22 protein-coding genes are annotated in these 24,716 nt (G+C 64.2%); 3 read left to right on the top strand and 19 right to left on the bottom strand.

The genetic code is table 11. The features are described 5' to 3' along the window. Positions 1–50: 50 nt before the first annotated feature. From PG897_RS12060 to mshI, 12 genes are all read right to left on the bottom strand, one after another. The gene (locus tag PG897_RS12060; protein ID WP_095591860.1) at positions 51–482 is read right to left on the bottom strand and encodes a prepilin-type N-terminal cleavage/methylation domain-containing protein; all 432 of its coding nucleotides are present in this window, start codon (positions 480–482) and stop codon (positions 51–53) included. Between the two features lie 14 nt (positions 483–496). Further along, on the bottom strand, positions 497–1,168 hold the full coding sequence (gene mshB / locus PG897_RS12055; protein ID WP_201882126.1) for an MSHA fimbrial major subunit MshB: 672 nt from the start codon (positions 1,166–1,168) through the stop codon (positions 497–499). A gap of 77 nt (positions 1,169–1,245) precedes the next feature. Next, complete coding sequence (locus PG897_RS12050; protein WP_201882128.1) at positions 1,246–1,707, bottom strand: hypothetical protein; 462 nt, start codon at positions 1,705–1,707, stop codon at positions 1,246–1,248. Positions 1,708–1,826: 119 nt separating this feature from the next. After that, positions 1,827–3,047: an MSHA fimbrial biogenesis protein MshG gene (gene mshG, locus PG897_RS12045; protein WP_010635376.1), complete on the bottom strand. Its 1,221-nt coding sequence runs from the start codon at positions 3,045–3,047 to the stop codon at positions 1,827–1,829. Positions 3,048–3,100: 53 nt separating this feature from the next. Further along, positions 3,101–4,810 carry an MSHA fimbrial ATPase MshE gene (gene mshE, locus PG897_RS12040; RefSeq protein WP_017778493.1) on the bottom strand — a complete coding sequence of 570 codons (1,710 nt, stop codon included), beginning with the start codon at positions 4,808–4,810 and terminating at the stop codon, positions 3,101–3,103. Between the two features lie 32 nt (positions 4,811–4,842). Beyond that, positions 4,843–5,952: a tetratricopeptide repeat protein gene (locus tag PG897_RS12035; RefSeq protein ID WP_201882130.1), complete on the bottom strand. Its 1,110-nt coding sequence runs from the start codon at positions 5,950–5,952 to the stop codon at positions 4,843–4,845. Next, positions 5,949–6,839 carry an MSHA fimbrial biogenesis protein MshM gene (gene mshM / locus PG897_RS12030; protein ID WP_201882132.1) on the bottom strand — a complete coding sequence of 297 codons (891 nt, stop codon included), beginning with the start codon at positions 6,837–6,839 and terminating at the stop codon, positions 5,949–5,951. The genes PG897_RS12035 and mshM overlap by 4 nt, the downstream gene beginning before the upstream one ends. 92 nt (positions 6,840–6,931) lie before the next feature. Further along, on the bottom strand, positions 6,932–8,716 hold the full coding sequence (gene mshL, locus PG897_RS12025) for a pilus (MSHA type) biogenesis protein MshL (RefSeq protein WP_270829042.1): 1,785 nt from the start codon (positions 8,714–8,716) through the stop codon (positions 6,932–6,934). A 16-nt stretch (positions 8,717–8,732) separates the two neighbouring features. Beyond that, positions 8,733–9,059, bottom strand: coding sequence for a SctD/MshK family protein (locus PG897_RS12020; protein WP_042049241.1), 327 nt, complete (start codon positions 9,057–9,059; stop codon positions 8,733–8,735). Further along, the gene (locus PG897_RS12015) at positions 9,052–9,699 is read right to left on the bottom strand and encodes an MSHA biogenesis protein MshJ (protein ID WP_201882134.1); all 648 of its coding nucleotides are present in this window, start codon (positions 9,697–9,699) and stop codon (positions 9,052–9,054) included. The genes PG897_RS12020 and PG897_RS12015 overlap by 8 nt, the downstream gene beginning before the upstream one ends. After that, positions 9,699–10,292, bottom strand: a complete 594-nt coding sequence (locus PG897_RS12010; protein WP_201882136.1) for a PilN domain-containing protein — start codon at positions 10,290–10,292, stop codon at positions 9,699–9,701. The genes PG897_RS12015 and PG897_RS12010 overlap by 1 nt, the downstream gene beginning before the upstream one ends. Further along, positions 10,292–11,155: an MSHA fimbrial biogenesis protein MshI gene (mshI, locus tag PG897_RS12005; RefSeq protein ID WP_201885230.1), complete on the bottom strand. Its 864-nt coding sequence runs from the start codon at positions 11,153–11,155 to the stop codon at positions 10,292–10,294. The genes PG897_RS12010 and mshI overlap by 1 nt, the downstream gene beginning before the upstream one ends. Positions 11,156–11,224: 69 nt before the next feature. Between mshI and PG897_RS12000 the strand changes: the two genes are divergently transcribed. Next, positions 11,225–12,172, top strand: a complete 948-nt coding sequence (locus tag PG897_RS12000; RefSeq protein WP_052248729.1) for a 1-aminocyclopropane-1-carboxylate deaminase/D-cysteine desulfhydrase — start codon at positions 11,225–11,227, stop codon at positions 12,170–12,172. Positions 12,173–12,260: 88 nt separating this feature from the next. Here the strand turns inward: PG897_RS12000 and PG897_RS11995 are convergent, their stop codons facing one another. Continuing rightward, positions 12,261–14,189: an RNase E specificity factor CsrD gene (locus PG897_RS11995; RefSeq protein ID WP_270829040.1), complete on the bottom strand. Its 1,929-nt coding sequence runs from the start codon at positions 14,187–14,189 to the stop codon at positions 12,261–12,263. A gap of 548 nt (positions 14,190–14,737) precedes the next feature. Here PG897_RS11995 and PG897_RS11990 point away from each other — a divergent pair. Both PG897_RS11990 and PG897_RS11985 read left to right on the top strand, forming a co-directional pair. Then, the gene (locus tag PG897_RS11990; RefSeq protein WP_201882143.1) at positions 14,738–16,273 is read left to right on the top strand and encodes an EAL domain-containing protein; all 1,536 of its coding nucleotides are present in this window, start codon (positions 14,738–14,740) and stop codon (positions 16,271–16,273) included. A 207-nt stretch (positions 16,274–16,480) separates the two neighbouring features. Further along, positions 16,481–17,578, top strand: a complete 1,098-nt coding sequence (locus PG897_RS11985; protein ID WP_005308064.1) for a calcium:proton antiporter — start codon at positions 16,481–16,483, stop codon at positions 17,576–17,578. A gap of 73 nt (positions 17,579–17,651) precedes the next feature. Here PG897_RS11985 and hutH read toward each other — a convergent pair whose 3' ends face one another. From hutH to can, 6 genes are all read right to left on the bottom strand, one after another. Next, positions 17,652–19,184, bottom strand: coding sequence for a histidine ammonia-lyase (hutH, locus tag PG897_RS11980; RefSeq protein WP_201882145.1), 1,533 nt, complete (start codon positions 19,182–19,184; stop codon positions 17,652–17,654). 4 nt (positions 19,185–19,188) lie between these two features. After that, positions 19,189–20,898: a urocanate hydratase gene (hutU, locus tag PG897_RS11975; protein WP_201882147.1), complete on the bottom strand. Its 1,710-nt coding sequence runs from the start codon at positions 20,896–20,898 to the stop codon at positions 19,189–19,191. A gap of 45 nt (positions 20,899–20,943) precedes the next feature. Then, on the bottom strand, positions 20,944–21,882 hold the full coding sequence (gene hutG / locus PG897_RS11970; RefSeq protein ID WP_201882149.1) for a formimidoylglutamase: 939 nt from the start codon (positions 21,880–21,882) through the stop codon (positions 20,944–20,946). Then, positions 21,875–23,110: an imidazolonepropionase gene (gene hutI, locus PG897_RS11965; RefSeq protein ID WP_201882151.1), complete on the bottom strand. Its 1,236-nt coding sequence runs from the start codon at positions 23,108–23,110 to the stop codon at positions 21,875–21,877. The genes hutG and hutI overlap by 8 nt, the downstream gene beginning before the upstream one ends. Positions 23,111–23,265: 155 nt before the next feature. After that, on the bottom strand, positions 23,266–23,970 hold the full coding sequence (gene hutC / locus PG897_RS11960) for a histidine utilization repressor (RefSeq protein ID WP_005308057.1): 705 nt from the start codon (positions 23,968–23,970) through the stop codon (positions 23,266–23,268). Positions 23,971–23,981: 11 nt separating this feature from the next. Continuing rightward, positions 23,982–24,641, bottom strand: coding sequence for a carbonate dehydratase (gene can, locus PG897_RS11955; RefSeq protein WP_005308055.1), 660 nt, complete (start codon positions 24,639–24,641; stop codon positions 23,982–23,984). Between the last annotated feature and the right edge of the window lie 75 nt (positions 24,642–24,716).

Below are 24,716 nucleotides of genomic sequence, written 5' to 3'. Positions count from 1 at the left end.
CTCTTCAGGGAAAAGAGAAAGCGAGGCCGAAGCCTCGCCTTCTCAAACAATCAGTTACCACAACCACTGACATCAACACTAAAGGGAGCACTCTCTGATGCCTCATTGTATTTGACTTGGCAATTAGCGTTATTGCCTGCAGCATCTGGCTTGAAGGTCCCTTTGGATGCAGATACTTCATCCCATCCATCTAAGGTAACTACGCTTGCAATGGTATCTGCTGTCGGATAGCCAAACTTAGCCTTAACAGTAGTTCCCGCAACAGATACAGCAGCAGAAGACTTTTCGATACCCTGAATTGCAGCTTTGCTGTAAACCAGGTTGGCCGCACTTTGCAAGGATGCCTTCACACCATCAGCAGCAGCCTTGCGAGCATCATCCTGCAGATTCAGGAACTTGGGTGCTGCGGTCACTGCCAGGATACCCAGAATGATGATCACGATGACCAGTTCGATCAGGGTAAAACCCGCCTGTTTTTTCATCTTGTTTTCCTCTGTCAATTAATGTTGGTGGTCACCTGACCGGAAGCCGGACGGTAACTGAAACTCATGAATGCATCAGTACTGCCTTGCGGATCCTGATACTTGCCATCACTACCCTTACTCAAACTATTGACCAGATAGTAGCGGCAGACCGAGTCCAGGCCGTTATTGGTCACACTGACATAGTATTTCAGGTCATTGCCACTACTACGCACCTCGCTGAAGCTGGTGGTAGCCTTGGGCGGGTTCTGCAGCAGACCCTCCCAAATCTTGAGACAGCGCGGGGCCGTCAGGTTGGCTGGATCCACGTCGATGCCACCGCCCGCCGAAGTATCCATGGGATAGCCGGGCGACAGCTCGCCATTGCTGACCTGGGTATCGGTCGGCGTGGTCAGGTAGAAGCGGGAGCCGTCATAGAGCACGGTATTGAGGCTGTCCTGCTTGGCACGCCCTTCGGCCTCCCACTGGGCCCGCACCAGCGATACGCCAGTAGCAAACCCGCCGGAGACCCCCTCCACGCTGGCCTTCTTGGCCTCGTCGGTCACATCGAGAAAACGGGGCAAGGCCGTCACCGCCAGGATCCCCAGGATGACGATGACGATCACCAGTTCGATCAACGAGAAACCCGCTGCCCGATGGGGGCTCGCCACACCGGCATATTTTGGAACCAGTCGCGTTGTTGTCATGAACCCTCCGTAATAACCCACATTATTTCATGTAGATACAAAAAAATCATTTAGCTGGCTCGCAAAAAAAGCCTCATTCAGGGCTTTTCCAGCACTCTGCCGTCAGAAAAGTGATAAATCAGCCAATTAGGTTCCAAGCCGAACTCACATCCGGTGCCATCCAGGCTCGCCAGGGCCTGCACCGGCGGCTGGGTCGAGGCCGTTGCGCCGATGAGCCGATCCCACAGCCAGCGGCAATGCTCGGAGGGAGTCAGCGGGTCACCGCTACCCAGCGGCCAGCCCTGCGCATCAAACTGCCAGGCCACCCCGTCGACGTGCAACAGGGCCGGTCGTCGCTGCTCGAGCCAGAGTCCGTGCAGGCGCTGGGCTCGCTCGGCAAACTGCTCCCCCAGCAGGGTCAGGCTGACTGCCAGCGCCTCCTCCCGATGGACAAGATAGCTCCGGGCCAGGGTCGCCACTATGATCAGCAACAGGATCACCGCGGCCAGTCGCCGATAGCCTCCCAGCCAGTGCTCATCCTGTTGTGACTGTCGACTCACCCGTCTCGCTCCACGCTCTGCCGCTTATCCACACCGCCCGCATCATATCCCGCCTCGTTGACCGGCTATTTGCCGCGTACGGCGCACACCATGCCCCGCAGTGACGGTAAAGATACCGGCTATTTGCCGCGTACGGCCCGCATCATGTCCCACATCGGCGTAAAGATACCCAGCGCCAGGATCAACACCATGACCGCCACGATCCCGATCAGGATCGGCTCGATCCGGGCGGTGAGGCTCTTGAGGTCATAATCCACCTCCCGTTCGTAATACTCGGCCGCCTCGTGCAGCAGATCATCGACCTGGCCGGTCTCTTCCCCCACCGCGATCATCTGCATCACCAGCGGGGTAAACAGGCCGCTGGCCCCGGCGGTACGCAGCAGGCTCTCGCCCCGCTCGATGCCGGCCCGCATGTCGCGGATCCGCCCCGCCATGTGCGCGTTGTCCACCGCGTCGGCCACCAGGCTCAGCGCCGTGTTGAGCGGCACCCCGGCCTTGAGCATCATGGAGAAGCTGCGGGCGAAGCGGGCCAGCAGGGAGCGCTCTATGATGGTGCCGACGATCGGCAACTTGAGCTGCCATCTGTGCCAGGTCAGCTTGCCCTTGACCGTGCTGACCCAGTGCCGCCAGCCAAACACCATGGCCAGCAGCACGCCGAGCATCACCCACCAGTAGTGCACGAAGAAGTGGGAGGTAGCGAGCAGGATCCGGGTCGCCAGCGGCAGCTCGACGCCAAATTTGGCGAACATGCCGGCAAAGACCGGGATCACCATGATGTTGAGGATCACCATGGCGATGCCGATGGCAATCAGCACGAAGCTGGGGTAGCGCATGGCGGTCTTGATCCGCTTGCGGGTTTCCAGCTCCAGCTCGAAATAGTTGGCCAGTTGCAAGAACGCCTCTTCCAGCTGACCCGTGTTCTCCCCCACGTGGATGATGGCCACGAACAGGCTGCTGAACACCCTGGGGTGAGCCTGCATCGAACTCGACAGCGGCCGGCCGTTGCCCAGATCCTCCCCCAGCGCGTGCAGCGCCCGCTTGAGCGGCTTGCTGTGGGCACTCTCCTCCAGCCCGGCGATGGCGCGCAGGATGGGGATGCCGGCCCGGGTCAGGGCATACATCTGGCGGCTGAACACCACCAGCTCGTCCAGCCGCACGCCCCGCTCCAGCAACAGGGACCAGTCGAGGGCGGCCGCCTTCGCCTTGCCGGGTTTCAACTCGGTCGGCATCACGCCGCGACGCATCAGCTGCTCGGCCGCGGCCATCTCGTTGGCCGCGTCCACCACGCCGCTGACGGCATTGCCCTGGCTGTCGCGCCCCTTGTAGGCAAAGCTGCTCATGGTGTGCCTCGCGCCAGCCGGCCCCGTTCACTGCCGATGAAGTTGGTCATCACTTACCCCAGATCCTCGGCCAGTCTCAGCACCTCGTCCACCGAGGTGATCCCCTGGCGGGCATAGTCGAGCGCCGTCAGGGCCAGGGGTCGGTAGTGCTCGTGCTCCCGCGCCGCCCTGGCAAACCCTTCGGCGTCGTTGCGGCGCAGGGCATCCATCATGGGCTGATCCAGCTCCAGCAACTCATACACCCCGATCCGGCCGGCGTAGCCGGTGAAGTTGCAGCTCTGGCAGCCGCGTCCCTTGTGGTAGACGTGTGCCCCCGGCGCTTCGCCGGAGAGCACGGTCAGCCAGGTGGCCTGCCCCTCGTCCGGCGCCTTCTCCTCCACGCAGTGCTCGCACACCCGCCGCACCAGCCGCTGGGCCACCACGGCCCGCAGCGCACTCGCCACCAGATAGCCGGGCGCCCCCATGTCGATGAGGCGCAGGGCGCTGGTGACGGCGTCGTTGGTGTGCAACGTGGTCAGCACCAGGTGGCCAGTGATGGCACCGCGCAGGCCGATCTCCACCGTTTCGTTGTCCCGCATCTCCCCCACCAGCAATATGTCTGGGTCCTGGCGCAGGGTGGAGCGCAGCACGTGGGAGAAGGTAAGCCCGATCTTGGGATTGACCTGCACCTGATTGACCCTGGGCAGCCGGTATTCCACCGGATCTTCCACCGTGATGATCTTCTGGCTGGCCTGGTTGAGCTCGGAGAGAGCGCCGTAGAGGGTGGTGGTCTTGCCGCTGCCGGTGGGGCCCGTCACCAGGATCATGCCGTGGGGCCGTTTGAGCTGGCGCCGGAAGCGGGTCAGGATCTCCGGCGGCATGCCGGTCTCGGTCAGCGACAGGATGCCGGAGGATTGGTCCAGCAGCCGCATCACCACGGACTCGCCGTACTGCACCGGCATGGTCGACATCCGCACATCCACGTCGCGGCCGCGCACCTTCATGTTGAAGCGGCCATCCTGCGGCAACCGCTTCTCGGAGATGTCGAGCCCGGCCACCAGCTTGAGCCGCAGCACCAGCGCCTGGGCGATGCGCACCTCGCTCAATATGTTCTCGTGCAGGATACCGTCGATGCGCTGGCGAATGCGCAGCACCTTCTCGTCCGGCTCGATGTGAATGTCGGAGGCCCCCACCTGCACCGCGTCCTCGAACAGGGAGCGCAGCAGCTTGGCCACCGTCGCCTCCCCCTCGTCGCCGGCCCCCAGGTTGCTGGAGCCGAGCTCGAAGCCGGCGTCCTGATACTCCTCGTGCAGCTGCTCGGCGAAGCTCTCTATTTCGCGGGTGCGGCGATAGAGGCGGTCGAAATACTCCAGCAGCTGCCCTTCCCGGGCCACCGCCAGCACCATCTCGCGGGGACTGAGCAGGGCGGCGATGGCGTCGAGGGCGCTCAGGTCCGCCGGATCCGACATGGCCACCGTCACCCTGTTGTCGGTGAGGTTGACCGCCAGCGCCCGGTAGCGGCGCGCCTGCACTTCCGGCAGCAGCGGCACCGCCGACGCATCTATGGTGAGGTTGTTGAGATCGAAGAAGGGCACGTCCAGCTGGCGGGCGAGGAACTGCAGCAGCTGCACCTCGCTGATGAAGCCGAGATCGATCAGGGTGGTGCCCAGCTTGCGGCCGGTCTGACGCTGCTGCTGCAGGGCGAGCTGCAGCTGATCATCCGAGATGATCTGCTCTTGTACCAGCAGGTCGCCGAGGCGCATTTTCAGTCTGGGTTGTGCCATGCAAACTCCAAAAAAGTGATCCCGGCCACCCGTCAGGGGGCGAGCTGGGCAATACGCTGTTCAAGCCAGCTGGTCGAGGCCTCGCCCAGGTTGCCGTGCAACTGGGCATTGCGATAAGCGTCCAGCGCCCGCTGGCTGTGGCCCTGCCCATCCTCGGCCACGCCGAGCCCGAGCCACCAGCGGCCTTGATCCGGCTGCTGGCGCAACAATTTCACATAGAGATCCGCCGCCTCGGTGTGCTGGCCCAGCTCCTGGCTGAGCCCGGCCCAGGTGGCGTAATAGTCCAGATTGCTGGCGAGATCCGGTCGGTAGCCGGTCAGCCAATCCAGCGCCTTGCGCTGATCACCGCCACTGATGGCGAGCCGCGCCAGCAACAGCCGAAAATCCGCCTGCCCCGGATCGAGCCTGAGCCCCTCCTCCAGCAACTGGCTCGCCTCGCTCAACCGCCCCTCGCCGTAGAGCAGACCCGCCAGCTGCTCGCGCGCCCCCTGATTGCGGGGATCGTGGGCCAGCACCTGATAGTAGTTGTCCTGGGCATCGCGCAGCTGGCCCTTGGCCATGGCGGTGGTGGCCTTGCGCTCGGCCAGGGTGGCCAGCTCGGCCTCGGAGAGGTTGACCGTCTCTATCTTGAGGATGCCGGGCTTGCGCGGCGCGGCCGCGGGGGCCTCCTGCTCCGCCGCCAGTTCGGCATAGAGGTCGGGTTGCAGCTCCTCGTCGCTCGGCCCCTCCTCGTCGACGGCCGCTACGTCTGCCTCGTCGGCGACAGCCTCTTCCTGCGCAGCCGGCGCCTGTCTCGGTTCGGCGGCCGGCGATGGGGCAAGCTGGCGCGGGGTCGGCAGCGCCACCACCTGATCCACCGGTTCCTGTTCTGCACTGGCCGGCACAAGGGCGGGCACGGCGTGGGCAACGGCGTCCGGTGTGGGCTCGCCAGCCGCCTGCAACTGACGAACTTCAGCGACCCGCTGGCTCTGCTGCCAGTAGATCCAGGTACGCCAGCCCAGAATGCCGAGGGCCAGCCCGCAGATCAGGGTCAGCAGCAACATCCACCAGCCCTGCTGGCGGACGGGCGGCACATAGACGGCTCCCTCGCCCCCCTGCTGGCGCTGTTCCAGATCCTTGAGCATCTGATTGATCACGCTCATTGCCAGACTCCATAGGCGAGGGCGCAGCCCAGCAGCAACAGCAGCGGCCACCAGCGCCGCGACAGCAGGCGGCGAGCGTCATCGGTGTCGCGCACGGCCAGTCGCACCAGCCGGCCGTCGATCTGGCGCGCCCCCTGACCGTAGGCCAGCATCAGGCACTTCTGTGCCAGTATGTTGATGAGCCGCGGGATGCCGCGCGAGGCGCGCCACAGCTGGCGCAGGGCCGCCCCACCAAACAGCGGGGCCCCGCGATAACCGGAGATGTGCAATCTGTGCTCCAGATAGGCGCGGGTTTCGTCGAACCGCAGCGGCCGCAGGCAGTAGGAGAAGCCGATCCGCTGGCGCAGCTGGCGCAGATGGGGCTTGGCCAACCGGCTATCCAGCTCGGGCTGGCCGAACAGCACGATCTGCAGCAGCTTGCTCGACTCGGTCTCCAGGTTGCCAAACAGCCGGATTGCTTCCAGCGTCTCGTCCGGCAGCGCCTGCGCCTCGTCGATCAGCACCACCACCCGGCTCCCCTGCCGATGCAGGCTGATAAGGTGGCGATGGATGCGGTCGGTCAGATCCAGCTCGCTCTGATCCCGCACCGGCAACCCCAGCTCCAGCGCCAGGGCGATGCGCAGCTCGGCCGGCGTGAGATGGGGGTTGGGCAGCCAGGCCAGACGCACCGGCTGCTCCTCGGATCCCAGCTCGCTCAGCAGCTTGCGGCAGAGCAGGGTCTTGCCGGTGCCGACCTCGCCGGTCACCTTGATGAAGCCCTCCCCCTGTGCCAGCGCCCAGTTGAGCACCTGCAGCGCCTCCTCGTGCGGGGGCAGCCCGTAATAGAAACCGGTGTTGGGAGTGAGGCCGAAGGGGGCCTCCTGCAGCCCGAAGTGGTTCAGGTACATGTCGTCAGCTCCCACGCCAAGGCCGGGTGGTCTGCAACAGACCACCCGGCAGCACCAGACCAGGGGACAGAGCCTGATACGCGTTCATGCCATCAACCCTTGGGGGGATACCATTTGTCGAGCAGTTCGGAGGAGCGCTGCAGTTCGTTCTGCCAGGTGTCCTTCTCCACCACGGTCGGTTTGAGCAGGATCACCAGCTCCACCTTCTTGGTGCTTTCGCGCCGGTTGGTGAAGGCCTCGCCGACCCAGGGGATGTCCCCCAGCAGCGGCACCTTGCTGACGATCTCCTGCTTGTCGGTCTTCATCAGGCCACCGATGACGATGATGTCGCCGTTGTTGGCCTGCACCACGGTATCGGACTCGCGGATCGAGCTCCTGGCCAGCGGCAGGACCAAGGGATCCGCCGTGCCGACATCGATGGTTTTCTTCTGCTCTTCGGTGTCGATGACGGAGGGGTGGATATGCAGCAGCACCTTGCCCTCTTCGTCGATCTGCGGCGTCACATCCAGCGCGATGCCGGAGAAGAAGGGGGTCAGCTCTACATTGGGCGTGACTATCGGTGCCGATGTCCCTGAGGTGGTGGTCGTGGTGGAGGCGTTGGTGACGAAATACTCGTCGGTCCCCACCTTGATCACCGCCTTCTGGTTGTTGGTCGCCGTCACCCGCGGGCTGGAGAGGGTATTCACATCCCCCTGGGTCTTGAGCAGGTTGACCGCCACGTTGAAGTTGCCATCCGTGATGGTAAAACCGGCACCACCACCAATTGCCTTGAAAATCGGGTTTGTTGCGCCCACCAGGCTGGTTCCCAGCGAACCGGCACCGTTCAACAGCTTGTACGCAGGGTCGCTGCCCGGAGCAGTCAGGATGGGCTGAGCCACCGTCGGAATACCCTTGTTGCCATCCCAGCTGGCCGTCAATCCGCTCCAGTCCACCCCCTGCTCGTAGCCTTCGCTGAGGGCCACCTCCAGGATCCGCGCCTCCAGCACCACCTGGCGCTTGAGATGACTCTCAGACTGGTTGAGGAACTCGCGCACCGCCTTGAGCTCCTTCGGATAGGCCCGGACGGTGACCAGACCCGCCTGCGGGCTGGTGATGACGGCGCGGCCGTCGCCGCTGCCGATCAGGGTCTGCAGGGTATCGCGCAGATCGGTCCAGTAGTCGCTGTTGGTGTCGGTCTCGATGCGGGTGCCGTTGCCGTCACTGCCCGAGCCGCCATTGGAGGAGCGGTTGCTGGTGTTGTTGTTGGTACTGCCGTTGGCGTTATCGAAGTTGTTGTTATTGCTGCTGTTGCTGTCGTTAGAGGCCACCCCGCCGGTGCTGACCGAGGTGCGGGAGAGGCCGCGCCGGGACATCATCAGGTAGTTGACCGGAATGGTCTCGGTACGCAACCCGGCCGGGTAGACGTGAAACACGTTGCCCTTGCGCTGCACATCGAAGCCGTACATGTCACCCACCACCGCCAGCACTTCGGTCAGGGTCACGTCCTTGAGCTCGACCGAGATCTGGCCGGCCACCCCGGGGTGCACCGCCACGCTGTAGCGGGAGCCCTTGAACAGAGAGCCGAAAAATTCCACCGCATCCACGTCGTGCGCGGCGATGCGCAGCCTGGGCTCCGGCATGCTGATGGCCTGGGGCGGGCGGTTCAGTTGCAGCAGTTCGCTCTGTACCGACTTGGGTACGCTGGTCAATGCGCCGGCCTTGCTCTGCTCGGTCATGGCATGCCGAAGCGCGTCCTTGGCCTGCACGGGTTCTGGGTGACGGTAGCTGGTACAGCCTGCCGTCAGCACGGCCACGGAAATCAGGCAGAGATGATGTTTTTTCGTGTAATTAGTGCGCCCTGACTTGCAATTAAACTCGACAAACCTGGCCCCGCCCATCCCGGACGGAGCGCGTTCAGATGCGGATTTTGCTGGCAAACAGGGTCAGCGACTGGCGCTTGCCCCCCTTCTCCAGCACCACGGCATCTGCACTGATGGCCACCACACGATAGCCCTCGACCTGCTGGCCGACCCGATAACTGTTGCCGTTGAGCACCGCCAGTGCCGGGCCGTTGCCCAGCATGATGCTCTGCAGCCTGGGCAGACCGGCCTCGCGGGAACCGGTCGCACTGGCGCCACTGGTGACGCCGCTCAAGGGAGCGGTGGGATCCTGCAACACCTCGGTCTGCGCCTGGGCCAGCAGGGTGAACAGACACGCCCACAGAGGAAACCATCTAGCCACGAATGAACTCCTTGCTGGTGCTGAGGGTGTAGATCTCCATCTCCACCACGGCCTTGGGGTGCTCCTGCACCTGATAGTCAAACTGCTTCCAGTAGAAGTGGCGCGGCAGCGCCTCCAGCGCCTTGAGGTACTGGTAGACGTCGAAATAGCCGCCCTCCAGCTTGAGGCGGATGCCGTGCTTGAACAGGTTGATGCGCTGCTCGCCCGCCATCAGCGGCTCGGGCGCCAGCGAAGTGAGCGCCACCATGTGCAGATTGGCGGAGCGCGACAGCAGCGCCTCCAGCACTTCCGGCATCTCGTGGGCCTGGATCAGATCCACCGTCTGGGCCTTGAGCGCCGCATCCAGTTTGCCGATCTCCTCATCCACGCCAGCCAGCTGGGTGCGCACGTTTTGATCCGGATCCCGCGCCAGCCTGGCCTGCTTGCCCTGGTTCTCGAGATCCATGACCTCCAGATCCCGCTGGGCAGAGCTCAGCGCCAGCCGATCCTGCTCCAGCCGCACCACGGCGGCATCCAGCCAACCATAGGTGGAGATGGCACCGACCAGCACCACGCCGGTCAGCATGATCAGTACCCGCTCACGCTGGCTGAGGGCGGCCAGCTTGTCTGCCCAGGCCTGCCACTGCGCTTTCAGGCTCATCAGGGCTTCTCCCGTTCGATGCCGCTGAGCTGGAAGGCCAGCCGGCCCTCCTTGTCACGGCTCAAGGTCAATTCACCAAACTGCTTGCCAGCCAGACTGGGGGTCTGCTTGAAACGGTTGACCCAGGCCGGCACGTCCTGGCTGCGGCCGGCGAAACCGGACAGGTTGACACGCCCGTCGGCGATCTCGATCCGCTGCAAGGAGAGCTGCGGATCCCGGATGCGGGAGAGATCGGCCATCAGCCCGGCATAGCCCCTGGATTTTTGCAGCGCCAGGCTGCCCAGCTGCCTGATCAGGCCCTGCTTGGCTGTCAGCTCCTCCTGCCTGGTGGCAAGCTGTTGCTGCAGCAGGCCATCGGCCTGGTGACGGGCCAGCTCGGCATCCAGCCGCTGCGCCTCGCCGCGTTTGACCTCCAGTTCAGCCCGCAGCTGGGCCAGCTCGCGCTCGACCCCGTGCTGCTGCCAGCCGATGACGGCGGCGGCGCACAGCAGCGCCAGCACGCAAGCGCCCCACACCAGCGCCATCTGGTTGAGGCTGGCCCACTGCCGTCTGGGCCGAAACTCGGCGCCATAGAGGTTGATCTGACGTTTCATCAGGCATCCTCCCCCAGAGCCGCTGCATAGGCCGAGAGATATTCGACTCCAGACAGGATCGCCTTGTTGGCCATGGCGGAGACGGCAAAGCCGAAGGTCTGCTCCATGTGCCGCACCAGGGTGCCGATGAAGGGCGAGGCGATGGCGAGCTGCATCTGGCCGAGTTCCGGCAGCTTGAGCTGGCCCGCCAGGTAATCGAGGGAGCGCTGGATCTCCAGCGCCAGCGAGTCGAGCAGCATGGCGTCCGGCTCGTGCTCGCCGGCGAGGGCCGTGAAACCACGCAGCTGACGGGAGAAGCAGAGCCCCCCCTGATGGAACACCAACAACTGCAGATCCTGCCCCTTCGGCTGCCACAGCAGCATGCGTACCGTCTGATCCGGCTCGTAGAGGGCGGTCATCGCCAACTCGTCGCTGACGATGGCCTCCAGGGTCGCCACCTGATTGACCGCATCCGCCAGCTGCTGCACCCGGGCCTTGGGCACGCAGATCACGTTGATGCGCGGCCGGCCAGCGGGCGGGGTGGGCAGGTCCACATAATCCATGGCGAGCTGCAGCACGGGCTCGTTGACGTAATCCTTGACCGCCCAGGGCAGGGCGCCGACCATTTCGGCATCGGGCACCGCCGGCTTGTCGATCTGGACCTGTTGATAAAGGCTGGCCGCGAGGGCGACTCGCACCTTAGACTTGGCGAGGCCGTGGCGGCTGAACAGCTCGCCCATGGCCTGAGACCACTCTTGCGGGCCGTTGATGGCGCGGGTGGCGAAGATGGGTTGGTTGCCAAGCGAAGCCAGCATGATCCGATCGCCGGCCAACAGGAGTCCCACCTGCCCGCCCGGGGTCGAACGTCTGAAAAGTTGTTTCATTGAAACCCGCACCTGGCCGCCAAAAATGGATTAAACCTTAGCATAAACAGAGCATTAGCCTCCAGATAAATGACGGATTACTCATTGCCACCCCAGCCCCAATCCGGCTTGTCGTTGCCGTTGCAACCGGCCCTGCTGCCCTCGCCGCTGCACGCTGTCTCGCACCCGCTGTTGAACGCCCATGATGTCCAGCTCTGGTGCAAACGGGACGATCTGATCCACCCCGCCATCTCGGGCAACAAGTGGCGCAAGCTCAAGTACCACCTGCGGTATGCCGAGGAGCAAGGTAAGCGCCATCTGCTCTCGTTTGGCGGCGCCTACTCCAATCATATCCATGCCCTGGCGGCGGCCGGGTGCCAATCTGGCCTGCGTACTACCGGCATCATACGCGGGGAACCGGAGGCCGTCAGCAACGCTACCCTGAGCGCGGCGAAAGGCTGGGGCATGGATCTCATTTTTGTCGACCGCCAGAGCTACCGGCGGCGGCAGGATCCAGCCTGGCTGGACCAATTCCAGGATGAAGAGACCCTGATAGTGCCGGAGGGGGGCAGCAGCCCGCTGGCCATCCCCGGGGTGGCCGAGCTGGTCGACGAGGTACCCTTCTCGCCGGATCTCTGGGTGCTGCCCTGTGCCAGCGGCGGCACCCTGGCCGGGCTCATCGCCGGCAAGCGGGAGCCGGAACAGATCCTCGCCATCGCCGTGCTCAAGGGGGGGAGCTTCATCGCCGACGAGGTGCGCCGCCTCCATCCGGCCGCTGCCGACACGCCCGGCTGGCGGATCGCGCTGGATCACCACGACGGCGGCTATGCCAAATTCACTCCGGCGCTCTGGCAGTGGGTGCTGTCCTTCAGCACCGAGACGGGTCTGCCACTCGAACCCATCTACAGCGGCAAGGCGATGTGGGGGTTGTTTCGCGAACTGGCGGCCGGTCGCATCCCGCGCGGCAGCAAGATCGTCTTCCTCCATACCGGCGGCATGCAGGGGCTGGCGGGGCTGAGAGAGCATGGGCGCCTGTGACGGACGGTCGGGCGCGGCGCAGGCGCTGAACCACCGCTCTTGACCACAAAAAAGAGAGGGTCGCCCGGGCGACCCTCTCTTGCCTCCGTCAGGCGCCGGCCGGTTCCAGCACCAGCCGCTGTGGCTCGGCGAACCAGGGGCCCTGCCCGGCGTGCACCCCGAGGTGGCGCAGCATCTTCCACTCGTCGCCGCTCTCCACCCCCACGGCGATGACCCGGGTGCGGGTATTGGCACAACCCCCCACCAGGCTGCGCACCGCCATCTGGTTGACCTGGCGAGTGTGGATCTCGCGCACCAGGCTGGGGTGCAGCTTGAGGAAGTTGATCTCGAACTCCTTGATGTACTGGGTGCTCACCACGTCCTGGCCGGCATGATCGATGGCCAGCTGACAGCCCAGCATGCGCAGCGCCCGCAGCGGCCGCTTGAGCGCCTCGTAGTGGCGGGTCACCTGGGCCTCGGAGAGCTGCAGGATCAGCCGCTCGTTGGTGCTGCGCGGCAGTTGGAACAGATCGAAGAACAGCCAGCGCTGGAACTCCCGGTGCAGCAGGCTCTGGGCGCAGAGGGTCAGGCTGATGGGACAGCTCTGCTCGGAGCGCTGACGCAACAGGGTGAGGGTCTGTTGTGCCACCAGCCGATCCAGCGGCAGCAGCAGCCCCGCCTTCTCCGCCATCGGCATGAAGACGCCGGCCTGCAGTTCCCGCCCCTGCTCGTCGTGGATCCGGATCAGCAGATCCTGCTGCAGCACCACCTGATCCCGCTCCTGCTGCACCGGCTGCACGTAGAAGTCGATGCCGTGCTCCTCGATGCGCCGGCCGATCAGGGTGCGCCAGCGCACCGTGCCCTTGCTGCTCTGCTCCTCGTCCAGCTGCTTCTCGTAGAGGAACCAGCCGGTGTGGCCCTGCAGCTGCGCGCTCTTGAGCGCCAGCTCCGCCTCCTCCTGCACCTTGAGCAGGGAGTCCTCGGCCTGATAGCAGACCGCCCCCAGATAGACGGCGGTGTCGGCATTGACCGCCTCGGGCCAGTGCAGCCGCTGCAGACTCTTGTGCAGCTGGCCGGCGGCATCCACCATCTCGCTCTCCGACATGTTGGGCAGCAGCACCGCAAACACCTGGCCGGCATAGCGCGCCTGCAGGGCACCGCTGTGCTTGCGAACGAAGACGGCAATGGAGGCGCTCGCCTCCATCAGCAGATCCTGGCTCTGGCGGCCGTTCAGCTCGGGATCCAGCTCCTCCAGCCCGGCCAGCTCGATCAGCAGCACGCCGCCACTCATCACGCTCGCCTCCATGATGGCGCTCTCCAGCCGGTTGTCGAAGAACAGCCGGTTGCCGATGCCGGTCAGCTTGTCGACGAAGGCGTTGCTGCGGATGAAGTTGTCGAAGCGGCTGCGCTCCTTGCGGGCATCCGCCAGCTCGGCCAGCAGATAGTTGAGGGCCTGGCTGGCGGACTGCGGCCACTCGTCGGCCGGATCGTGGGCCAGCTTGGTCAGCTTGCCGTCCAGGATCAGCTGGGCCCGCTCCGCCAGCAGCTCGGCCCCGCGCAACTGCAAGCGCAGCCAGCGGATGGAGTACCAGAGCCCGAACACCACGATGAAGATGCCGAGGGAGATGCCGGACATGGCCTTGATGGAGTACTCGAACTCCTTGAACGGCCGCTCCAGCTTGAAGTCGGCCTGCATGTCGGGTTGATGGGGAATGGCCTGGTGATAGGGGATCAGCAGGCTCTCGTCGGTCGGCTGCTGCACGTCGCGAAACCAGTAGATCCGCTGCTTGTTCTGGCGGATCTCCAGCTCAACCACGTGGGCCGAGCGCAGCAGGGTCGGCAGCCAGCGGGTGAGATCCTGATGATCGTCGGCGATCTCCAGCTGCTTGTCGATGATCTCCACCAGGGAGTTGACCTTCTTCTGCTGCAGCTCCATGCCCAGCTCGCGAAAGCTGAACACCCCGCCAAGCAGCACCATGGCCATGGCCGCGATGACGCACAGGGTAATAAACGAGACAAGCTGGGTGGTCAGTTTCATGTACCTTTCCGTATGCCCGACAACTTCCATGTGGCTTCATCGTATCAGCCAACCTTGAAGCGCGCCTATGGACGAAGATCCCGCTTCTGGAATTAAGCGGGCGAGCATACCCAAACAGGTGCGAGAACACCAAGCCCCGGACAGGGTGGCAGCCAAAAAAGGAGGATCAAGGAAGAGGAAAGGGAGGCAGGGCTCAGGGCCATGGCCGAATGACAGGCAGAAAAATGGTCCCGCAGAGGGGACCAAAAGAAACACTCATATCAAAACTAACACTCTGTGCTACTGACAAAAAAACAGATACAGGAGTATTGAACACACGGTGAGTCAAACCGCACGGCTACTCTAGCCACTTCAGATAAGCTGGACAATTGTCATTTATGACAGGTCAGCGATTGAATCTTCAGCAGCCGATTTTATAAAACCATTATTTATCAGCAGATTATAAATCTACGACACAAGTGTGATCGCCTCCGCTCAAATCGATGCAGCTAATGCACTATGATGATGCCACTCATATGCATCCTATTCGCCCATCAGGCAGGTGCCCCTTGCGAACCATCTCCCCACTCTGGCTCACTTTGTTGCTGTTCTGTCTGCCGCTGCTGGCCAGTCTTCCCCTCAGCCAGCTGCTCGGCGGTACCCTGGCCCACCAACTGCTGCAGAAGAAGAAAGAGGAGATCAATGCCGCCCTGGTGGAACGCCATCAGGTACTGGACGAGAGCATCCGCAACCAGCTGGTGCAGTTCCATTTTGACTGCGGCGAGCAGGACATGGCGTTGCTGCGAGCCCCCCGTTTTTACAACGAACACATCCGTATCCAGGGGCTGCTGCTCGCCTCCGGTGGCGGCTGCTCCAGCCTGGGGATGGATCTGCCCTTCACCCTGGCCGAACTGCCCCCCTACCCCAATCAGGATGCTTTCGGGATCGCGGCCACCCAGGCCCGCTTCAACACCGAACAGGAGATAGTCGCCTACTACCGCAGCGGCGGCAACATAGTCTACTGGGTGCTGAGCAACAGCTGGAGCCACGCTCTGCTGCAATATCCCTGCGCCAACTGCTTCTACCTCGAATTCAGCCAGCTGCAACCGGGGGGCTCCAGTCCGACCTTCCCCCGCGGCGACAGCGCCATCAAGGAGGAGGCGGGCAGTCAAAGCCTCAGCCTCAGTTTTCTCGATCCCCACGAGCAGATCCGGCAGACCTTGTGGGCGGGCCAGGCGCTCGAGCAGTACGCCCTGCAGCAGGCCCGCTACTACGGGCTTTGGTGCGGCGCCGCCGTCGGGGCCCTGCTGGTCGCGGCCTACTGGGGGCTGCGCAACTACCGGCGCTCTCTCAAGGGATTGTTGCAGGCCGGACTGGCGCGGCGGGAGTTCGTCCCCTTCTACCAACCCGTGGTGGACAGCCGCAGCCAGCAGGTGGTGGGATTCGAGGCGCTGCTGCGCTGGCAGCGGGGCGGCGGCCTGATCCCGCCAGGGGCCTTCATCGACTATGCAGAAGAGCAGGAGCTGATCCTGCCGATGACCAGCCAGCTGCTGGAAAAAGTCATCGCCGACCTGCCCAAGCTCATCCCCGGCCAGTGGGTCAGCGTCAACATAGTGGCCTCTCACCTGGAACAACCGCACCTGCGCAATCTGCTGCTGCGCCACGGCTGGCCCTCTCCCACCCAGCTCACCTTCGAGCTGACCGAGCGCAAGCCCATCACCGACATCGAGACGGCGAGCGCCGAGATCGGCGCCCTGCAGCAGCGGGGCTACCACTTCAAGCTGGATGACTTTGGCACCGGTTACGGCGGCTTCGCCTACCTGCAGCGGCTCGGCATCCGCCAGATCAAGATCGACAAGATGTTCGTCGACACCATAGGCACAGACGATCTCAAGCGCAGCGTGCTGGATGCCACCATCGCCTTTGGCCGCGAGTCTGGCATGGAGATGATTGCCGAGGGGGTCGAACGCCAGGATCAGGTGGAATATCTGGACCAGCACGGCGTGCACCTGATCCAGGGTTACGTCTATGCCCCGCCCATGGCCCTGACCAAGCTGAAGATCTGGCTGCTGGCCTGGTACCAGAACCACGGGGGCGAGCGCTGAGCCAGCCTCTGCCCCCTCGACCGCACAGGCGAGCACGACTCTGCGCTGGCAGCGGGTGAGGATGCGTCTCCCTCATATCTTGCAACAAAATGTTTTTTCCTTGCGCGGACAACAGCCTTTATCATTGGCAGGGCCGTCACTGCGGTGACGTGCCATCCTGCTCCATACCCGTCGGCTCACGCCGCCCCGAGATGAGAACCACTGCCTATGAAGTCATTTATCCGGCAAGAGATTGCCCTGCCCGTCGGCCTGCTCACCCTGCTCTTCTTCAAGACGCTCGGTAGCGACCTGCTGACAGAGACAACTCCGCTCGGGATCTATCTTCCGGTGTCGGCTGTGCTGCTTGCCATCGTCACCTGGGCCATCTTCTCGGTGGTGCGCCACTCCGATGCCCTCGCCATCAAGCTGGGTGAACCCTTCGGCACCCTGATCCTGACCCTGTCGGTCATCTCGCTGGAGGTGGTGATGATCTCCTCGGTCATGCTGACCGGCGAACCCAATCCGGTGATGGCCCGCGATACCATGTTTGCGGTGGTGATGCTGGTGACCAACGGCCTGGTGGGCTTCACCCTGCTGTTTGGCGGCTGGCGCTACCACACCCAGAGCTTCAATCTGGACGGGGTCAAATCCTATCTGGTGGCCATCATTCCGCTGGCGCTGCTCTGTCTGGTACTGCCCAACTTCACCGAGGGGGGCAACATCGGCAGCATGTCGAGTGCCATGTCCTGGATGCTGATCATCATCTCTGTGCTGCTCTACGGCGTCTTCCTGCTGATCCAGACCCGCAGCCACAGCCACTTCTTCATCGACAGCGATCACGAGGATTACGAAGAGCACCACGGCCCGCTACAGAGCAACGTCTACCACACCCTGTTGCTGCTCGCCTATCTGGTGGTGGTGATCCTGCTGGCCAAGACCCTCGCCATTCCCATCAACCACGGGGTCAAGGTGCTGGCGGCGCCGCCGGCGCTGGGGGGCTTCATCGTCGCCTGTATCGTGTTGGCCCCCGAGGCGGTCGGCGCCATCAAGGCGGCCTTCAACAACCAGCTGCAGCGGGCCATGAACCTCTACTTCGGCTCCGTGCTGGCCACCATCGCCCTCACAGTGCCCGCCGTGTTGTTCATCGGCGCCATGCTGGGGCAGGAGGTGCGTCTGGGCCTCTCCGCCGCCGACATGGTGCTACTTATCACCACCCTCATGGTGTGCAAGGTGACCTTCAGCAGCGGCCGCACCAATGCGCTGCACGGGGCTACCCACCTGGTGTTGTTCGTGGTCTACCTGTTCCTGATGTTCGAGCACGAATAACCGCTGGATCAGCAACCCCAGCAACGAAAAGACCGCCCGATGGGCGGTCTTTTGTCATGGGCTGGGTGGCCGCTTAGAGGCTCGGCAGCACGCCGGCCGGGATCAGGTCGTTATAGCTGGCACGGCCCAGCAGGGCGGCGGCTGCCTCGATGTCCGGCGCGAAGTACCTGTCCTTGTCGTAGAAGCTGACTTCTTCGCGCAGGCGGCCCTTGGCCAGCTCCACCAGCTCGGTGGAACGCAGCGGTGCGCGGAAATCCAACCCTTGCGCTGCCGCCAGCAGTTCCACCGCCAGGATGCCGCGGGTGTTCTCGGCCATGTCCGCCAGCCGGCGACCGGCGAAGGTGGCCATGGAGACGTGATCCTCCTGGTTGGCGGAGGTGGGCAGGCTGTCCACCGAGGCCGGGTGGGCCAGGGTCTTGTTTTCGGAGGCGAGCGCCGCCGAGGTGACCTGGGCGATCATGAAGCCGGAGTTCACCCCGCCGTTGTTGACCAGGAAGGCCGGCAGACCGGACATGCGCGAGTCGATCAGCAGCGCCATGCGACGCTCAGACAGGGAGCCTATCTCGGCGATCGCCAGCGCCAGGTTGTCGGCGGCGAAGGCCACGGGTTCTGCGTGGAAGTTGCCGCCGGAAAGAATATCCTCATCCTCGGCAAACACCAGGGGGTTGTCGGAGACCGCATTGGCCTCGCACACCAGCACCTCGGCAGCCTGACGGATCTGGGTCAGGCAGGCACCCATCACCTGGGGCTGACAGCGCAGGGAGTAGGGATCCTGCACCTTCTCGCAGTTGTGGTGGGACATGCCGATCTCGCTGCCATCCACCAGCAGGTGGCGGTAGCAGGCGGCCGCGTCGATCTGGCCGCGCTGGCCGCGTACTTCGTGGATGCGGGCATCGAACGGACGGCGGCTGCCGAGGGCCGCCTCCACGCTCATGGCACCTATGGTGATGGCGCCAGCGTAGAGATCCTCGGCGTGGAACAGCCCTTCCAGCGCGAAGGCGGTGCTCGCCTGGGTGCCGTTGAGCAGCGCCAGTCCCTCTTTCGGTGCCAGTGCGATGGACTCCAGGCCTGCAATCTTGAGGGCCGTGGTGGCATCGATCAGCTCGCCCTTGTGGCGCGCCTTGCCTTCACCGATCAGCAGGCAGCTCATGTGGGCCAGCGGCGCCAGATCGCCGGAGGCGCCGACGGAGCCCTTCTTAGGCACCACCGGGTAGACCTCGGCGTTGATGAGGCGCATCAGGGCCTCCAGCACCACCAGCCGGATGCCGGAGAAACCGCGGGCCAGGGAGTTCAGTTTGAGCACCATCATCAGCCGCACGGTGGCGTCATCCATGTACTCGCCGATACCGGCGGCATGGGAGAGCACGATGGAGCGCTGCAGCTCGTCCAGCTGCTCCACCGGAATGCGGGTGTTGGCCAACAGGCCAAAGCCGGTGTTGATGCCATACACCACGCGATTCTGTTCGATCACCTTGGTGACCACGGCGGCGGAGGCGTGGATCCCCGCCAGGGCGGCGGGATCCAGTGAAACGTGTACCGGCTCGCGGCTGACGCGGCGCAGGGTGGCAAGATCCAGCTCGCCCGGGGTAATAGTCAGTTCAAACATGGTGTTACACCTTTCCTTTGACACCGTTGGCGCCGTCAATCATCGGCAGATCCAGTTTCTCATCAACGGCACAGTTGATGGCAATTTCGTAGCCAGCATCGGCGTGACGCATCACCCCGGTGGCCGGGTCGTTGCGCAGCACGCGGCCGACCCGCTTGGCGGCGTCGTCGGTGCCGTCACAGACGATCACCACGCCGGAGTGCTGGGAGAAGCCCATGCCGACCCCGCCACCGTGGTGCAGGGAGACCCAGGTCGCACCGCCGGCTGTGTTGAGCAGGGCGTTGAGCAGCGGCCAGTCGGAGACGGCATCGGAGCCGTCCATCATGGATTCGGTCTCGCGGTTCGGGCTCGCTACCGAGCCGGAATCCAGGTGGTCGCGGCCGATGACGACGGGGGCTTTCAGCTCGCCGTTCTTCACCATCTCGTTGAAGGCCAGGCCCAGGCGCACCCGATCCTTGACCCCGACCCAGCAGATCCGCGCCGGCAGGCCCTGGAAGGCGATGCGCTCGCGGGCCATGTCGAGCCAGTTGTGCAGGTGAGGATCGTCCGGGATCAGCTCCTTCACCTTCTGATCGGTCTTGTAGATGTCTTCCGGGTCGCCGGAGAGCGCCACCCAGCGGAACGGGCCAATGCCCTCGCAGAATAGCGGGCGGATGTAGGCCGGCACGAAGCCCGGGAAGTCGAAGGCATTCTTGACCCCCTCTTCCAGCGCCATCTGGCGAATGTTGTTACCGTAATCGAGCGTGGCGGCGCCGCGGGCCTGCAGGGTCAGCATGGCTTCCACCTGGCGAGCCATGGAGCGGCGGGCGGCCACATTGACCTCTTGCGGCGCGCTCTTCTGCAGGTCGCGCCACTGGGCCACGCTCCAGCCCTGGGGCAGGTAGCCGTGGATCGGGTCGTGGGCTGAGGTCTGGTCGGTCACCACGTCCGGCGTGATGCCGCGGGCCACCAGTTCGGCGAAGACGTCGGCGGCATTGCCGAGCAGGCCGACGGAGACGGCAGTGCCGCTCTGCCTGGCTTCCTCGACCATGGCCAGCGCCTCATCCAGGCTATGGGCCTTCTTGTCGACGTAGCGGGTCTTGAGGCGAAAATCGATGCGGGTCTCGTCGCACTCCACGGCGATCATCGAGAAGCCGGCCATGGTGGCGGCCAGCGGCTGAGCGCCGCCCATGCCACCGAGCCCGCCGGTGAGGATCCAGCGCCCCTTGGGTTCGCCGTTGAAGTGCTGGTTGGCCACGGCGAAGAAGGTCTCGTAGGTGCCCTGCACGATGCCCTGAGTGCCGATGTAGATCCAAGAGCCGGCGGTCATCTGGCCGTACATCATCAGGCCCTTCTTGTCGAGCTCGTTGAAGTGCTCCCAGTTGGCCCAGTGCGGCACCAGGTTGGAGTTGGCGATCAGCACCCGCGGTGCGTCCTTGTGGGTCTGGAACACGCCGACCGGCTTGCCGGATTGCACCAGCAGGGTCTCGTTCTCCTCGAGGCGGGTCAGCACCTCGACGATCTTGTCGTAGCAGGCCCAGTTGCGGGCGGCGCGACCGATGCCGCCGTACACCACCAGGGACTGGGGATGCTCGGCCACTTCCGGATCCAGGTTGTTCATCAGCATCCGCAGGGGCGCCTCGGTGAGCCAGCTCTTGGCAGTCAGCTGGGTGCCGTGGGGAGCACGGATGATCCGGCTCGGATCGTGGCGGGGATCCTGGTGTTGTACAGACATAGACACTCCTTGTTTAGCGATACGGTCAGGCGGCGCGGTGCGCCGCTACTTGGTCAACTGGTGGACCAGGCGCGCGGCCACGCGGGCGCTGCGGTTGTCCTGATCCAGATTCGGGTTGTACTCAGCCAGATCGGCGAGCCTGAGCTTGCCGCTGGCCCGGATATGGGCGATCAGCGGTTCGATGACCGCCAGCTCCACGCCGCGGGCGGCAGGGGCACTTACCCCCGGCATCACGGCGGCGGGCAGCACGTCCAGATCGATGGTCAGATAGAGGTGCTCACAGCGGGCGATAAAGGCATCCAGCCCGTTGAGCAAGGCTGGCAGCTCGGTCGGCGTCATCGCCTCGTCCAGCTCGTGCCACACCCCCAGCGCCTCGGCGCGGGCAAACAGGGCCGCCGTGTTGGCGGTCTCGGCCACCCCGAGGCAGGCGTAGGTAAAGGGCGTGCCCTGGGCAGCGCACTGCTCGGCAATCTGGAAGAAGGGGGTGCCGGAACTCGCCTGCTCCAGCTTCATGCGCAGGTCGAAGTGAGCGTCGAAGTTGATGATGCCCACCCTCCCACGGCCGCCCAGATGACGGTTGAGGCCGCTCCAGCTGCCAAACGCCACCTCGTGACCGCCCCCCAGCACCAGCGGAAACTGGCCCTGCTCCAGGGCTGTGGCGACCCGCTCGGCCAGCCGCTCGTGGGCGGCGTCGAGATCGCCATCTTCGCAGTGCACGTCGCCGCCGTCATAGACAGGCTGGCCCAGGTGCCAGGCCGTGTTGGCGAGCAGCTTGCGCACCGCCAGCGGCGCACCGGCCGCACCGACGCGCCCCTTGTTGCGGCGCACCCCTTCGTCGCAGGCGAAGCCGAGCAGTACCACGCCGGGTTCACCGCGTCCCTGCCAGGGCAGCACCCTGTCATGCCAGCGCAGGGCCAGTTCACCGTCTTCCGGATCCTGACGCCCCTGCCAGACCGACATGTCGATCCCGTTTATCTTATCCATGCAGGGTCTCCTCCCCGTTGACCACCCGGCTCACCAGCTGATCGACGCCGATGAGATAGCTGAGTTCGGCTGGATGGCCGCAGTTCCAGACCAGGAAATCCGCCAGCATGCCGACCCTGAGCTGCCCCAGCAGCTCCTGCTCGCCAAGCGCACGGGCGGCGTGGCGGGTCACCCCGGCCATGGCCTCCACCGGGGTCAGGCCGAACAGGGTGCAGGCCATGTTCATGGCCATGCGCAGGGAGACGATGGGGGCCGTGCCCGGGTTGATGTCGGAGGAGACCGCCATCGGCACTCCCGCCTTGCGCAGGGCGGCGACCGGCGGCAGCTTGGTCTCCTTGAGGAAATAGAAGGCGGTGGGCAGCAAAGTGGCCACCACGCCGCGATGGGCCAGCGCCTGGACCCCTTCCGGGTCCAGATACTCCAGGTGATCCACCGAGAGGGCCCCGAAGTTGGCAGCCAGCGTGCTGCCGCCCAGGTTGGAGAGCTGATCCATGTGCCCCTTCACCGCCAGGCCATATTGATCCGCCGCCAGATAGACCTGCTCGGTCTGGGCCAGCGAGAAGCCGATGTGTTCACAGAAGACGTCCACCGCATCGGCCAGGCCCGTCTCGGCGGCGGCCGGGATGATCTCCTGACAGATGGTCTCGACCCAGGAGTCGGGATCGTCGCGATACTCCGGCGGCACCGCATGGGCTGCCAGCAAGGTGGTCTTGACCCGGATCGGCAGCGCCTCTCCCAGTCGGCGGGCCACCCGCAGCATCTTGAGCTCGTCTGCCAGGGTGAGGCCGTAGCCGGACTTGATCTCCACCGTGGTGACCCCTTCCCGGATCAGCGACTTGATCCGTGGCAGCGCCAGCTCAAACAGCTGATCTTCGCTGGCGGCACGGGTGGCACGCACCGTGCTGATGATGCCGCCGCCTTTGCGGGCGATCTCGGCATAGGGCACCCCCTTCTGGCGCAGTTCGAACTCTTCGGCGCGGCTGCCGGCGAAGATGAGGTGGGTGTGGCAATCGATGAGGCCGGGGGTAACCAGCTTGCCCTTCATGTCCTGCCAATGGGCGGGATAGGGGCCCTTGAGATCCTGCATGGGCACCAGGGCGTGGATCCTCCCCTCATGAACGCCGAGGGCATGGGGCTCCAGCAGACCGTAGTCGGCCAGATCGGAGCGTAGGGTGGCGGGTGTCACGTTGAGCCAGACCCGCTCGCAGTTCAACAGTTCCTTGTTCATACCGACCTCTAAATGTATATACATTAACTTATATCCGATCTCTGACGGGAAAGAAAGGATCAAGTTCACATCTTGATAACAGCGTGTTCATTAGAGCTTAAACACAAAAAAGCCCGCCAGAGGCGGGCTTTGTCAAAAATGATATGTATATACAATTAGCTGAGACTGGTCTTGGAGCTCAACTTGTAGCGGGAGCCTGGCGAGAGCAGGCGGGCATAGGAGACCAGATAACCGTCGGACCAGGTACGCCGATGCAGCAACAGGCAGGGGGTGTCGACCCGTACCTGCAGCAAGCCGGCCTCGCCGGCGCTCGGCAGCACCGCCTCCACCACGTGCTCCATCTCGGAGAGAGGGCAGACCTCCATCAGATAACGGTTGGGGGTCTGGCTGGCAAAATCCTGCTCGCCATACTCCGGCAGCCGCTCCGCATCGACGAAGCGCTCCTCCAGCTGCAGCGGCTCACCGTCGGCCTGATGGACGATGAGGCTGTGAAAGATGGGCGCCCCGACCCGCAGCCCCAGCTGCACCGCCACCTTCTCGTCGGCGGCCTGGCGCTGCAGCCGGATCACCCGGCCGCTGTACTCGCTGCCCCGCTCGGCGATCTCGTCGGCGATGTTGCGAATGGCCAGCAGCGGCGACTCGGTGCGCCGGTCCGCCACGAAGCTGCCGGAGCCGGCGGTGCGCACCAGCCAGCCCTCGGCCACCAGTTCGCGCAGCGCCTTGTTGACCGTCATCCGGCTCACGGTGAACTGCTCGCACAGGGCGGCCTCGGTCGGGATCCGGTCGCCCGCCTGATAGTGGCGTTCGCGGATCCCATCCAGGATGTGCTGCTTGATCTGCAGATAGAGGGCCGGTGCCAACGGAATGCTCCTCAGCGACGGCGGTGGGGCGGACGCATGTCCGGCCAGGCGCGATAGACGTCCGGGATCTGCTCCGGCCCGCTGATGCAGAGATCGAGATCGTGCAGCAGACCGTCCTTGATGCCGTAGATCCAGCCGTGCACCGCCAGCTCCTGCCCCTTGCGCCAGGCGTTCTGGATGATGGTGGTGTGGCAGACGTTGGCCACCTGCTCGGCCACGTTCAGCTCGCACAGGTAGTCGAAGCGCTCGTGCTCATCCTCGATGGCATCCAGCTGCTCGCGATACTTGAAGTAGACATCCTTGATGTTGCGCAGCCAGTTGTCGATGAGCCCCAGCTCCTGGTTCTGCATCGCCGCCTTGACGCCGCCGCAGCCGTAATGGCCGCAGACGATGATGTGCTTCACCTTGAGCACCTCGACCGCATATTGCAGCACCGAGAGGCAGTTGAAGTCGGTGTGTACCACCAGGTTGGCGACGTTGCGGTGGACGAATACGTCCCCCGGCAGCAGCCCCATCAGCTGGTTGGCGGGTACCCGGCTGTCGGAGCAGCCGATCCAGAGGTATTCGGGCGCCTGCTGGGCGGAGAGGGTAGCAAAGAATTCGGGATCCTCAGCCTTGATCCGTTCCGCCCACTCGCGGTTGTTGGTAAACAAGTCGTTCAAGAGTTTCACTATCTGCTCTCCCTACTGTGGCAGTGGCGGCAACATACCATACACAAGGGTAACCAAGGCAAGGCCGACCAGATC

The sequence above is a fragment of the Aeromonas sp. QDB20 genome (assembly GCF_027707805.1).
GTDB lineage: Bacteria > Pseudomonadota > Gammaproteobacteria > Enterobacterales > Aeromonadaceae > Aeromonas > Aeromonas dhakensis.
The sequence above is the reverse complement of the archived record's forward strand: the minus strand, read 5'-3'. Positions and strand labels throughout refer to the sequence as shown.